Annotated in this window: 14 protein-coding genes and 1 tRNA gene; 7 read left to right on the forward strand and 8 right to left on the reverse strand. The window is 39.4% G+C overall.

Going from position 1 to position 13,167, the window contains the following annotated elements; genetic code table 11:
- Nucleotides 1-297 precede the first annotated feature (297 nt).
- Entirely contained in the window at nucleotides 298-1,662 is a 1,365-nt protein-coding gene (locus R2Q84_RS08500; protein ID WP_316816115.1) for an alpha-L-fucosidase, read from the forward strand.
- 86 nt (nucleotides 1,663-1,748) lie between these two features.
- Here R2Q84_RS08500 and R2Q84_RS08505 read toward each other — a convergent pair.
- A tRNA-Phe gene (locus R2Q84_RS08505) sits at nucleotides 1,749-1,821 on the reverse strand.
- A gap of 212 nt (nucleotides 1,822-2,033) precedes the next feature.
- On the opposite strand from R2Q84_RS08505, the gene R2Q84_RS08510 reads away from it, so the two are divergent.
- The 3 genes from R2Q84_RS08510 (at nucleotide 2,034) to R2Q84_RS08520 (ending at nucleotide 5,012) form a co-directional block, all read left to right on the forward strand.
- Nucleotides 2,034-3,350 (forward strand): 4Fe-4S dicluster domain-containing protein, encoded by a 1,317-nt coding sequence (locus R2Q84_RS08510; protein WP_316816116.1) that lies wholly within the window; start codon nucleotides 2,034-2,036, stop codon nucleotides 3,348-3,350.
- Between the two features lie 74 nt (nucleotides 3,351-3,424).
- A complete protein-coding gene (locus R2Q84_RS08515; protein ID WP_316816117.1) occupies nucleotides 3,425-4,225 on the forward strand; it encodes a (Fe-S)-binding protein in 801 nt (266 codons plus the stop codon).
- Nucleotides 4,215-5,012 (forward strand): MBL fold metallo-hydrolase, encoded by a 798-nt coding sequence (locus tag R2Q84_RS08520; protein WP_316816118.1) that lies wholly within the window; start codon nucleotides 4,215-4,217, stop codon nucleotides 5,010-5,012. The genes R2Q84_RS08515 and R2Q84_RS08520 overlap by 11 nt, the downstream gene beginning before the upstream one ends.
- Here R2Q84_RS08520 and R2Q84_RS08525 read toward each other — a convergent pair.
- Nucleotides 4,978-5,460 carry a hypothetical protein gene (locus R2Q84_RS08525; RefSeq protein WP_316816119.1) on the reverse strand — a complete coding sequence of 161 codons (483 nt, stop codon included), beginning with the start codon at nucleotides 5,458-5,460 and terminating at the stop codon, nucleotides 4,978-4,980. The two genes, R2Q84_RS08520 and R2Q84_RS08525, sit on opposite strands and share 35 nt — an antisense overlap.
- A gap of 51 nt (nucleotides 5,461-5,511) precedes the next feature.
- On the opposite strand from R2Q84_RS08525, the gene R2Q84_RS08530 reads away from it, so the two are divergent.
- Nucleotides 5,512-5,991, forward strand: coding sequence for an ABC transporter ATPase (locus R2Q84_RS08530; RefSeq protein WP_316816120.1), 480 nt, complete (start codon nucleotides 5,512-5,514; stop codon nucleotides 5,989-5,991).
- A 54-nt stretch (nucleotides 5,992-6,045) separates the two neighbouring features.
- On the opposite strand, the gene mtgA is transcribed toward R2Q84_RS08530, so the two are convergent.
- The 6 genes from mtgA to R2Q84_RS08560 all read right to left on the reverse strand — a co-directional run bounded on the left by mtgA (nucleotide 6,046) and on the right by R2Q84_RS08560 (nucleotide 10,167).
- A complete protein-coding gene (gene mtgA, locus R2Q84_RS08535; RefSeq protein ID WP_316816121.1) occupies nucleotides 6,046-6,768 on the reverse strand; it encodes a monofunctional biosynthetic peptidoglycan transglycosylase in 723 nt (240 codons plus the stop codon).
- A gap of 77 nt (nucleotides 6,769-6,845) precedes the next feature.
- On the reverse strand, nucleotides 6,846-7,289 hold the full coding sequence (gene rplI, locus R2Q84_RS08540) for a 50S ribosomal protein L9 (RefSeq protein WP_316816122.1): 444 nt from the start codon (nucleotides 7,287-7,289) through the stop codon (nucleotides 6,846-6,848).
- A gap of 10 nt (nucleotides 7,290-7,299) precedes the next feature.
- Nucleotides 7,300-7,563: a 30S ribosomal protein S18 gene (gene rpsR / locus R2Q84_RS08545; protein ID WP_084291565.1), complete on the reverse strand. Its 264-nt coding sequence runs from the start codon at nucleotides 7,561-7,563 to the stop codon at nucleotides 7,300-7,302.
- Nucleotides 7,563-7,922, reverse strand: a complete 360-nt coding sequence (gene rpsF / locus R2Q84_RS08550) for a 30S ribosomal protein S6 (RefSeq protein WP_316816123.1) — start codon at nucleotides 7,920-7,922, stop codon at nucleotides 7,563-7,565. The genes rpsR and rpsF overlap by 1 nt, the downstream gene beginning before the upstream one ends.
- 80 nt (nucleotides 7,923-8,002) lie before the next feature.
- Nucleotides 8,003-9,232, reverse strand: a complete 1,230-nt coding sequence (locus R2Q84_RS08555) for a hypothetical protein (protein WP_316816124.1) — start codon at nucleotides 9,230-9,232, stop codon at nucleotides 8,003-8,005.
- Between the two features lie 344 nt (nucleotides 9,233-9,576).
- Nucleotides 9,577-10,167, reverse strand: a complete 591-nt coding sequence (locus R2Q84_RS08560) for a hypothetical protein (protein ID WP_316816125.1) — start codon at nucleotides 10,165-10,167, stop codon at nucleotides 9,577-9,579.
- A gap of 150 nt (nucleotides 10,168-10,317) precedes the next feature.
- On the opposite strand from R2Q84_RS08560, the gene R2Q84_RS08565 reads away from it, so the two are divergent.
- Complete coding sequence (locus R2Q84_RS08565) at nucleotides 10,318-11,205, forward strand: AraC family transcriptional regulator (protein ID WP_316816126.1); 888 nt, start codon at nucleotides 10,318-10,320, stop codon at nucleotides 11,203-11,205.
- 87 nt (nucleotides 11,206-11,292) lie between these two features.
- A complete protein-coding gene (locus R2Q84_RS08570) occupies nucleotides 11,293-13,167 on the forward strand; it encodes a DNA polymerase III subunit gamma/tau (RefSeq protein ID WP_316816127.1) in 1,875 nt (624 codons plus the stop codon).

The raw sequence follows: 13,167 nt of genomic DNA on the forward strand, positions 1-13,167 counted from the left end.
GCGGCCTAACATCGACGACTCGGACCATCTATAAACCTATTTTATAGGGTCTTAACTTTAAAATACACGTGACGATGATTTTTGTTTTATCTTCATCTTTAAATGGGGAATGACAACATCTGTATTGTTTAATCGGATTATCCATTAAAATAGAAATATTGTTCATTGTTTTGAAATACACATATATTTATTTTTAGCTTGGAGATGAAATAGTATTTAATCTAAGCATTACCTCCACATAGTGCCATGATTATTGAAAGCAGACTGGTTAAAAACTAAAATTTTAAGGTAAAGCTCATGATGTTAATTAAACAATTTTTTCTAAAAACAAGTATTAGACTATTCCTTGCTTTTCAGCTGTGCATCATCAACAGCCATTTACATGCACAAAATGTTGTTCCAAACAAGGACCAGATTGAATGGGCAAATGCCGAAATAGGTGCTATATTTCATCTGGACGTAGTTAATTATGTACCTGATTACGACTGGCGCAAGTGGGGCACTCATCCCCCTGCTACTGTTTTTAATCCTTCAAAGCTAAATACAGATCAATGGGTTCTTTCCGCAAAAGCTGCAGGCGCAAAATATGCAGTATTGGTAGCCAAACATTGCTCAGGTTTTAGTTTATGGCCGACAAAAGCCCATGATTACAGTGTCAAAAACTCACCCTGGAAAAATGGCGACGGAGATGTTGTAAAAGATTTTATAGCCTCTTGTGAGAAATATGGTATCAAACCGGGCATTTATGCCAGTGCTTCTGCTAACGGTTATTTATATGCAGACAATCCTGGGAAAGTGGTCGCAGGATCTCCTTATACTCAGGCTTATTATAACAACGTTGTCGAAACCCAGTTAAAAGAGCTGTGGTCAAACTACGGTAAACTATTCGAGATATGGTTTGACGGAGGTGTCATGCCCCACGAGAATGGAGGCCCGGATATTGTTCCCCTGTTAAAAAAACTACAGCCAGATGCCATTGTTTTTCAGGGACCAGTGCAAGCCAAAAACCTGATTCGCTGGATAGGCAATGAAGAAGGCTTTGCTCCTTATCCAAACTGGAGCCGGGCAGACAGCACCAGTTCAGCTACAGGCACCATTAAGATAAACGATATGAGTGGAAACGCCGATGGAGAGATCTGGTGTCCCGGAGAAGCCGATTTCCCATTACGCCTTGGATGGCAAGGGGGTTGGTTCTGGAAGGAAAACCAGAAAATGTTATCCCTTGAACAACTGCTCAAGAATTATGAAATGACTGTTGGGCGCAATGCAAACATGCTTATTGGCATAGTTGTGGATACCAGCGGATTGGTACCGCAGGAAGATCTGTCTCGCCTGACAGAATTCGGGCAAGCTGTAAAAAGCCATTATTCAACACCTTTGACAAAAGTCAGCTCCAAAGAATTGAGTAAATCTGTTTCTCTGAAAAAAAAGATGACAATTAACCGAATCGTTATTGAAGAAGATATTCGTCAGGGAGAATGTATCAGAGAATATGTTTTGGAAACACAGGTAAACAACAAATGGATAAAAATTGCAGAAGGTTCATCCGTTGGACACAAACGAATACAGTCATTTAATCCCATACAGGTAGACAACATACGTGTACGAATAACTAAAGCCTCAGGACGGGTTTCTTTTAATTTTAGTCTTTTCAATATCTAATAACCAAAAAAACCTGCAACGTCCCCCTATGCATCAAAAACCACCTAAAACAAAAAAGCTTCAGATTTCTCTGAAGCTTTTTGCAGTGGTATGGGCCGGGATCGAACCGGCGACACATGGATTTTCAGTCCATTGCTCTACCGACTGAGCTACCGTACCATCTTATTTAAACATGTTTCTTAATCATGTCCCCCTCGGTTGGGAGTGCAAATGTAGTGTTTGTTTTTGAAGAACAAAATCTTTTTTGAAAATATTTTACAATAATGCCTTTTTATTTAAATCTCATCTAAATTTTCGAACTTTATGCTTGCATAGTAAACGCTTTTAAGCGAAATACTTTACCTTAGCAGAACGATAAGATAGATATTCAAATGGTGTCACAAATCCTATTCATAGCCATCACAGTGGCTTCAATAGCCCTTTTTAGCTATAACTTAAAAAAAGTTATCCGTAACATCCGCTTCGGAAAAGCAACAAACCGGTCAGACCAGCCTAAAAAAAGGCTGATGATGATGCTGAAAGTCGCTTTCGGACAAACAAAAATGTTTTTCCGCCCTATTCCAGCTATACTTCACCTGGTGGTATATGCCGGTTTTGTCATCATTAACCTCGAAGTACTCGAAATCATGATCGATGGAATCTTCGGTACACACCGCGTATTTGGTGGCCTGGGTATATTTTATGACGCACTGATTGGCTCCTTCGAATTTCTTGCACTTGGTGTATGGCTGGCCTGCGTTATATTCTTAATCAGAAGAAACATCATCAAACTGAAAAGATTCAGTGGAGTGGAAATGAAAAACTGGCCAACGTCAGATGCCAACTATATTCTTATTACAGAGATCTTATTGATGACTGCCTTCCTGCTGATGAATGCGGCAGACGGAAAACTGCAGGCCATGGGCGCAGCCCATTACAGTGCTGCCGGGGCTTTCCCGGTTAGTCAGTTCCTTCAAAACTTATTACCAAACACTGAAGCAGGATTAATAGCAATTGAAAGAGGCTGCTGGTGGTTCCACATTATCGGCATATTCGCCTTTTTAAACTACCTGCCTTATTCAAAACACTTTCACATCATGTTTGCCTTCCCTAATACTTACTTCTCTAACCTGGAGCCTAAAGGGGAATTCACAAACATGCAAAGTGTAACCAATGAAGTAAAAGCTATGCTCGATCCTTCATTTACTCCACCAGAAGGAGAAGTTGGACGTTTTGGGGCAAAAGATGTAAATGACCTGACCTGGGTTAACCTGATGAATGCCTATACCTGCACAGAGTGCGGAAGGTGTACTTCGGTTTGTCCGGCAAACATTACCGGAAAACTACTCTCTCCACGCAAAATCATGATGGATACCCGCGACAGAATGGAAGAAGTAGGACGAAACCTGGATAAAGCTGCCAAAAGCGGAACAGATATAGGAAACGGATTTGACGATGGAAAATCTTTAATCGACACTTACATCAGCAGAGAAGAGATATGGGCATGTACCAGCTGTAATGCCTGTACACAGGCCTGCCCAATTAACATTGATCCACTATCTATCATCACCGAACTGAGAAGATATGCTGTAATGGAAGAATCACAATCACCAGCCAGCATCAATGCGATGTTAGGAAATATTGAAAACAATGGCGCTCCATGGAAGTATTCACCTGCCGACAGGTTCAACTGGGCAAAGCAGGATTAAAGGATAAAAGATTAAGGAGCAAGGATTAAAAATCCGAAAACAAAGATTTAAAGATAAAAGCTGAAAGATCAAAAATGAGCGAGCAACTAAACTTTGAAGTGCCAACAATGGCAGAAATGATAGCTAAAGGCGAAGAACCAGAAATCTTATTCTGGGTAGGCTGCGCCGGAAGTTATGATGAAAGAGCGCAAAAAACCACACGTGATATTTGTAAGATATTACACCATGTGGGTATGAAATACGCAGTTCTTGGCACTGAAGAAAGCTGCACCGGTGACCCGGCAAAGCGTGCAGGAAACGAATTCCTGTTCCAGATGCAGGCCATGACCAATATAGAAGTGCTTAACGGCTATAACATCAAAAAAATAGTTACCGGCTGTCCACACTGTTTCAACACCATAAAAAATGAATATCCGGGACTGGGAGGCAACTACGACGTTATCCACCATACCCAGTTGATACAACAACTGATTGACGAAGGCAAGCTTAAAGCAGAAGGTGGAGAAAGTTTTAAAGGCAAAAAGATCACTTATCATGACCCATGTTATTTAGGTCGCGGAAACGACGTGTATGAAGCCCCAAGAAAAGCCCTGGAAGCTTTAGACGCTCAGCTGGTTGAAATGAAACGTTGTAAAACCAACGGTTTATGTTGTGGCGCTGGTGGTGCACAAATGTTTAAAGAGCCGGAAAAAGGGAATAAAGACATCAATATCGAAAGAATTGAGGAAGCCCTTGAAACACAACCGCAAATCATTGCGGCTTCTTGTCCGTTCTGTATGACCATGCTTAGCGACGGGGTGAAGATGAAAGATCAGGACCAAAATGTAAAAGTATTAGACATCGCAGAAATCACCGCAAAGGCAAATGGATTGTAACCATCTTTTCATCGCCTCTTTAAATTCCGGCAGTAACGGGAATTGCTACTATGTGGGTAACCATGAAGAAGCAATACTGGTTGATGCCGGAATATCATGCAGAGAGACAGAAAAAAGAATGTTACGATTAGGTCTTTCTATGCAGAAAGTAAAGGCTATTTTTATCTCGCACGAGCATACGGATCACATTAAAGGCTTGTGTACCCTGTCTGCAAAATACAACTTACCAGTTTACATTAATCAGGGAACATTGGCCGGCTGTCGCTTTAACCTGAGAGCAGACCTGATCAGGGATTTACAAAATGACCAGCATATACAAATAGGCCGCCTCTTAGTGAACAGCTTCTTGAAACTGCACGATGCTTCAGACCCCTGCAGTTTTGTGGTCACTTGCGGAGAAACAAAAGTTGGTGTATTTACCGATATAGGAGCTGCTTGTGCGCAACTTACGCATCATTTCAAACAATGCCATGCCGCATTTCTTGAAACCAATTATGATGATGAGCTGCTACAAAAAAGTGCATACCCATATTTTTTAAAAAAACGCATTAGCGGAGGGAAAGGACACTTATCAAACCAACAGGCACTGGATCTTTTTACCGCACACAAGCCATCATTCATGACCCATTTATTGCTGTCTCACCTGTCGAAAGACAACAATTGCCCTGAGCTGGTATCAAAACTCTTTACAGAACACGCCAACGGTACGGAGATTATTGTAGCTTCCAGATATGAAGAAACTCAGGTTTACACTATTTTTGAACCAGTAGCTGCGCATTCATTTTAAGCAGCCGATCTGTTAGATCAGTAAGATCCTGAGGTTCGATATTTTTTAACGGAATAACCATATAGGTTGCCATACTATCCACATCCCCCCCCTTCTTGTCATTGTAAGTCTGCACGATTACATCCTCCCCTTTTGTACGCAGGTATAATTTGCCGTTTTTATCTGTACCATAGTAGTCCAGATCTTTAAACTTCACCAGGTTAAAAGAGAAATACTCTACCTTCCCACTCACAAAATAACGGCGGTACCTGCAAAAACCAGTGTTGGTAACATTTAACTGATAGCGCTTAATCTGCGCCTCTTCATGCTCATTATCATGATGCTCCAGAAGCTTATTCTGAATATAAGTGAATTGTTCGTCTAATAACGCAGGTGTACTGAAAGCCATTAATATCAGGCAGAACAGCACAGAGAGCGACATTCTTAAGCTTAATGTAAACTTATTCATCACGTCAATAATTTAGCTGAATCAAATTAAATATTTTATTAAATTTGAACTATGAGTTTTTCTCCACAATCTAAAGTTTGGATCTACCAAAGCAACCGTCCACTAAATAGTGACGAAGTTCAGGTTATACAACAAAAGCTGGATGACTTTACATCTCAGTGGAAGGCACATGGACATCAGTTAAAAGCGAAAGCCGAGATTGTACATGATTTCTTTATCATCTTTACCGTTGATGAAGCGACTGCAGGTGTTACAGGATGCTCAATTGATGCTTCAGTTCGTATCGTTAAAGAAATCGAACAAGCGTACAATATTGATTTGTTTGACCGCTTTAACATTGCCTACAAGATAGACGATAAAGTTATTGTAACGAATAAAGAAGATTTTGAAACTTTAGTAAATATCAAAACTGTTACCCCCCAGACCATTGTTTTCAATAACCTGGTGCAAACACTTCAGGAATTTGAAACCAAATGGGAAATACCGTTTGAGCAAAGCTGGCACAGCAAAGTATTCGCGCATTTATTGTAAAGCGATACTTTTTACGGGCTTATACCCTTTTACTACCAGCTAACTTAGTATGATCTAAAAGTCGAGAGGCCCCAGTCTTTTCATATTTTTCATAATCAGATACTGGCGGTGCTTAATGTAACGCGTAGGCTTCTTAGGTGTCCATCTCCTCGGATTCGGGAAACACGCAGCAATCAACGCAGCCTGAGAACGTGTCAACCTGGTACATGACTTACCAAAATAAGCTTGTGCAGCAGCTTCAGCGCCATATATACCGTCTCCCATTTCAATTACATTGAGGTAAACTTCAAGTATCCTTTCCTTACTCCATAACAGCTCTATAAGTAAGGTAAAATAGGCTTCAAAGCCTTTACGCACCCAGGAACGTCCTGGCCATAAAAACACATTCTTTGCGGTCTGTTGTGAAATGGTACTACCTCCTTTTATCTTCTTCCCTTTCTGATTGGTAGCAAAAGCTTTTTCAATGGCCTTCACGTCAAAACCAATATGCTTTAAAAACAACTGATCTTCAGCCGAAACTGCGGCGCGTTTCATGTTGTCCGACATATCTTCAAAATCAACCCATTCTTTTTCCAGTTTCGCGGGCTTACCATCAGTTTTACGCTCAATATTACGCAATACCATCAATAAGGTAATCGGTGGGTTTATGAAGCGGTATGCAAGCACCCACAGCACACTAACCAACAAGAACCAAAGGAAGATCCTGGTTAATACTGCAGATAATTTTTTAGTAAAAGATTGTTTTGATTTAGTGTTCGAACGCTTTTTTTGTGCCATCGGCCAAAGGTAATAAAAAGGCATAAAAAAAAGCTTTCCGGAATCCGGAAAGCTTTTTTTTATATCTGGTATTAAGATTACTCAGCTACAACTTCGAAAGCAACTTTCACTTTCACTTCTTTGTGTAAGTTTAAGTTTGCAACATATTCACCTACAAATTTAGGCTCAGTTTCGAAAGTGATACGGCGACGGTCAACATCAAAACCTTTTTGTTTCAATGCATCAGCAATCATGATAGTGTTTACTGCACCAAAAATCTTACCTGTTTCACCAGCTTTAGCACCGATAGATAATTTAACATCAGTTAAACGCTCAGCGATACCTTCAGCATCTTTCTTAATTTTATCTTGTTTAAAAGCCGCTTGCTTTAAGTTTTCTGCTAATACTTTTTTAGCTGAAGGAGTAGCCAAAGCTGCAAATCCCTGAGGGATTAAGTAGTTACGACCGTATCCTGGCTTTACATTAACGATATCATCTTTTTCCCCTAGGGATTTGATATCTTGTTTTAAAATAATTTCCATCTCTCAGCTCCTATTTTAATTGGTCAGCAACAAAAGGTAACAAACCAATGTGACGTGCGCGTTTTACAGCTTGAGCCACTTTACGTTGAAACTTCAATGAAGTACCGGTTAAACGGCGAGGTAATAATTTACCTTGATCATTGATGAATTTTAACAAAAAGTTTGCGTCTTTGTAATCAATATATTTAATTCCGTTTTTTCTGAAACGGCAATATTTTTTTCTGTTATCGTCCACCTTTGGAGCGGTAACATATTGTATTTGATCCTTAGCCATTATACTGCAGCCTCCTGTTTAGGTTTTTTGTTAAAAGCACCACTACGTTTTTTCTCATTATATGCAACCGCATGACGGTCTAATCTAATGGTAAGGAAACGTAGAACACGCTCATCACGCTTAAGCTCTAACTCCAACTTGTTAATTAATTCACCTGAAGATTTGTACTCTGTAAGGTGGAAAAATCCGCTTGCTTTTTTTTCAATCGGATACGCTAATTTTCTCAAACCCCAATTGTCCTCTTGAACAATTTCGGCTCCGCTGTCAGTGATGATTTTGCTGAATTTGGCAATTGCCTCTTTCGCTACTTCTTCTGACAACAACGGGGTTAGAACGATAACAGTTTCGTACTGATTCATTGTTATTTATTTATTTTTTAATTAATCCGCTCTTAATGCGGGATGCAAAAGTAACAATAAATTTCTAATAATCAAATGATTTAGTGTTTACCAAGCAAGTAATTCAGGCCAACCCGCATTTGACGTTTCCCGATACTAATAAATTGATAGTCTGTAACAGCAGAGTAAGGAGAATACCCTGCCGAAATTTCTATCTTTTTATTTAAAACAACCCCCGCCATAAGCATAACAGAATAGTTAAACTTTTGCAGCTCTATCTGTATTCCGCTCTCTCTGGGCGGGCCAGTCACAGACTCAAATGTGGTGAGGTTATTACTGGTGATAGAATAATTTAACCCTAAACCACCACCTGCAAAAAATTTAAACCGGTCCGCATTATATATATTGTAAAGGAACTGAGGTGTAAGCACAAAAGTAATTTGGTCAAAATGATGTTTTATGCCGGAATACCGTATCTCATTTTTACTCATCAAAAATGACAGTTCGGTCCTAAATATAAGTCTTCTGACAGCAGGATTGATCACAAACAAATCTAAACCTGCAGTAAGCATAGGCATCACAGAGGACTTAGATTCTGCCAAAGGATTTGCCAGATCATAATTTCCACTATACTTAACATCTGTCATCATCACACCTGCACCTGCAAAAAAGCGGCTGCTACTATGCTTAGATTTAGCCAGTTCCTGTTTGTTAATCAGGGCTGCCACTTTTTCGAAAGACGACTGATCATACCGCGTTTGTAATACTCTTTGTTGGTCGGCTGCAGTACCAATACCAAGCTTATTCATGACAAGCAGCAATTGACGCGCGTACAGTTTGTCATCTACAAATGCGCTTACTCCCGGTTCCCTAAAATAGCGGTTTCTGGCCAGCTCCACTGGCTCCACCTGATCTTTATCCATGATATAGAACCGTTGCTTAAGCTGATCTGTGTAAACAAATAAATCCAGGTTTTCACCGGTTTGCAGGACTTTCAAAAGTACTGTATCTCTTTTTGAACTGTCGTTTTTCCCTATACTTAATTTAGCAATATCTATTTCATTCAGGCTAATATTAACCACATATCTTCTAAAAGATTCAGCATCGTACACCCCGTATCCAGCGCAATCTTTAACAGTAAAAACCTGGGACTCCCCACCTTTTGACTTGCTAAAAATAACTGAAGTAGGATTCGTTCTTCTCTCCTTGAGATTTATATAGCCTTTTAAAGTGTCTTTAGAGTTCGTAACAACATATCCTTTTTGAAAGTTGGATTGCGAAAGCGCAACTACCGGCGAAGCCAGCAAAAGAGTGATAAGAAAGCGTTTCATTTAATTTAGTTTAATTTATTTAACAAAACTACTTTTTATCAACCACAATGCAAAGCATTCCCAAAATAGTTTCTGATCACGAAATAACCACAAAGGATCGTTATGCTGGCAAACAAAAAAGAAGTTGTATCAAGAATACGGATTAACACTATTCTTATGCAAATCGTCATTCTGAATTTATTTCAGAATCCCTCTTGGGCATGTTTTGAATAGTTGGGGGCGAGATTCCGACCACGAATTAGCTGCGAAGCAAAATAAATTCAGAATGACGAACGCCTGAAAAAAACAAAAAAGGTTGCTCTTTTTCTGAACAACCTTCTCAAAATAAAAGTATCGTATAACGATTACATTTGAACCGTTTTCGTGAAAACCTGGTTTGCAGATCTGATGATGAAAGTCAGCTCATTCCTACCTACACGTCCAACATCAAACTTCTTAACAAATGACGCATCCGCTTCAAACACCTTATTATATATAGCATCATTATGTCTGTCTAAAATCTCAATTTCAACCGGCCCGGCAGGGGCATTTTCAAAATTTAGAGTAATAATATCGTTTACCTTCCTAAAAACCGGCTTAAACAATTCCTCAACTAAAGGGTTTGAAACCAGGGCCTGACCATCTTTAAGCTCTATTTTATATTCCACAGATTTCGAATCTGTATTCAGCTTAAAGCTATAATTACCGTCAGGAAGAGAATCGAAATTAAACGTTTTTGTGGAGCCTTTTAACGCATTTATTTTTTGGTTATATATAAGTACATCGGCAGCATCATAAATAAACACCTCAGTAGGCTGTGTCTCATTTATAAAAAAAGTAACCGATTTTTCATTCACTCGCTTAAGCTTAAAGGACAAATCACCCTCGCTTGCATACGAGCCTACAGCATTAAATAATAACGCTGCAACCAAACTGATTTTAATAAAACTTTTCATAGCAAAATTGTTTAAAAAATGTATAATTTATTTACATGACAAAATTACCACCAGCCCCCATCAAAAATTTATTGCATATTTCCATATATCTATGCTATATTAACCCTCATTCAGAATGAACACGAAAATCACATTTCATTCTCCTGAAACATGAATAAAAAGACTACAAAGAATTCCAAACCAGGCTTTGAAATTATTGAATCTTCTTTTGGGAGCTCCTTTTACTATTCAAAATATGCAGAGAACCTCAACAACAAAGCACATATCTGGCACTACCATCCTGAAATCGAAATGGTCTTTGTAAACGGAGGTGCGGGAAAGCGGCAAATCGGAAGTCATCTCTCTTATTATACAGATGGGGATTTAATACTGATTGGCAGCAACCTACCCCATTGTGGTTTCACCGATACCAACACAGGCAATAAAAACGAGACCGTTATTCAAATGAAACCCGACTTCCTGGGAAACGGCTTTTTAGGCCTCCAGGAAACGAAATGTATTTCAGACCTGTTTAATAAAGCTAAAGGAGGTATTGCCTTCGGACCTGAAACAAAAAAGGAAATTGGCAAGAGGATTGAAAATATGAATAGCCTGCAACCATTTGAAAGGCTCTTAGCACTATTAAGTATCTTAAAAGACCTCGAAAATGCCAGGGATTACAAAATCTTGAATGCTTCCGGCTTCTCTATAGAAATGCAGGTCCAGGATAACGACAGGATCAATATGATTTTCAACTATGTTAAAGACCATTTTCAGGAAGAAATTGATCTTGCTGCTATTGCAGAAATGGCGAGCATGACTACCCCCTCTTTCTGCAGGTATTTCAAGAAAATCACCAAAAAAACATTTACCAGGTTCGTAAATGAGTACCGGGTGGTACATGCAGCAAAACTTCTGGCAGAAAAACAAATCAGCATTGCAAACATAAGTTATGAAAGCGGCTTCAACAACTTTAGCCACTTCAACAAACTATTTCATGAGTTTACAGGCAAAAGTGCATCACAGTACAGGAAAGAGTTGAAATCTGTTTTTAAGTAGTCGTTCTTCTCTTTTTACAGTCAACTTTTCAACATTTCAGACTTACCACATTCCAACGTCAACAAAAATTCCTACTTTCGTGGACGAATGGAGAATTTTATAGTATCGGCCCGTAAATATCGTCCGGCAACGTTTGAAACCGTTGTTGGTCAGCAGCATATTACAGGCACACTAAAAAATGCGATAAAAAACAACCAGCTGGCACAGGCATTCTTATTTTGCGGGCCTAGAGGTGTGGGTAAAACAACCTGCGCACGCATCCTTGCAAAAACCATTAACTGTACCAATTTAACCGCCGAACAGGAAGCATGTGGTACCTGCGAATCCTGCGTTTCCTTTCAAACCGGTCACTCCTTTAACTTTCATGAACTTGATGCGGCATCCAACAACTCTGTTGATGACATCAGGAGTTTGATTGAACAGGTACGGATACCGCCACAAGCCGGAAAATATAAAATATACATTATTGATGAGGTGCACATGCTATCTGCAAATGCATTCAATGCGTTCCTGAAAACGCTGGAAGAACCACCATCCTATGCTATATTTATATTAGCCACAACTGAAAAGCATAAAATACTACCAACGATATTGTCGCGCTGCCAGATCTTCGATTTCAACAGGATCCAGGTAGATGACATTTCAGGTCATTTAAATAAAATCGCGCAACGCGAAAACATAACTGTAGAAGCAGACGGCCTCCATATCATCGCTCAAAAAGCAGATGGTGGATTAAGGGATGCCTTGTCTATGTTTGATCAGATTGTAAGTTATACCAATAAAAACCTGACTTATAAATCAGTAATCGATAACCTTAATATCCTCGATTATGATTACTACTTCAAACTTACACAATACCTTACAACGGCTGATGTAAGCAATTCATTGGTATTGTTTGATGAAATACTAAACAACGGATTTGATGGCAACAATTTCATTAACGGATTGGCGAGCCATCTCAGAAATCTTTTGGTAGCAAAAGATCCGCAAACGACCAGGTTGCTGGAAGTAAGCGAAAACATCAAACAAAAATACATTAGTCAAAGTCAGCAAACTTCGGTATCGTTTATCCTTACCGCTTTAAACCTGGCTAATCAATGCGACCTGAATTATAAAAACAGTAAAAATCAGCGTTTGCAGGTAGAGATGGCGCTAATTAAAATGTGCCACATCCCTTCGGTACTTCAACTGGCCAGCCAACCTCACAACAACGCAACTGACATAGATCAGATTAAAAAAAAAACTAATATAGGTTCCGTTGCCGCACCATCAGCAACTGTAAATCCGGCATCAATCCCTGCCATTGGGAATAGCAATCCAGCACCCCAAAGTCAGCCAATAGTACAAACGCCATCGTTACCGACAACAGAAACGAAAACCAGTACAACAGAAAGCAAACCGGTTGTCACACCATCAGCAAGTATTCCACTGCCCAAAAAGACAGTAGCACCAACTACCAAAATTGTTTTAAAACCTTCATCTACAAATGAGCAGAATAAAGCTGCGATGCTTATTCCTTCCTTAAATGGAATAGAAAAAAAAGCTGAAGGAGATGACAGTGACGAACCAAAATATATCACAGGAACCGATCGGGAAGCATTCACACTCGAGCAACTTACATTTTACTGGAACCAGTATGCTAACATGGTTAAAGAGGCCAACAAAATCAATATTTATACATTGATGAGTACCTCACTTCCGATAATGGAAAGCCTGGAAGAAATTATAGTTGGTGTTGAACATAAGCTACAGGAAGATATTCTACAGAACGAGATGATAGAACTGCTCAACTTTTTAAGACCACGACTTAAAAACTTTAGCATTCATATCAAAACCAAACAGGTTGTTCGGGAAGTAGTAAACAGGCTATACACCAGTATCGAAAAATACCAGTACCTGGTAGAGAAAAACCCTAAGCTGGAAGAAATGCGCAGAAGGTTTAATCTCGACGTAAACTCTTAA

This window comes from Pedobacter nyackensis (assembly GCF_032678475.1).
Taxonomy (GTDB): Bacteria; Bacteroidota; Bacteroidia; order Sphingobacteriales; family Sphingobacteriaceae; genus Pedobacter; species Pedobacter nyackensis_A.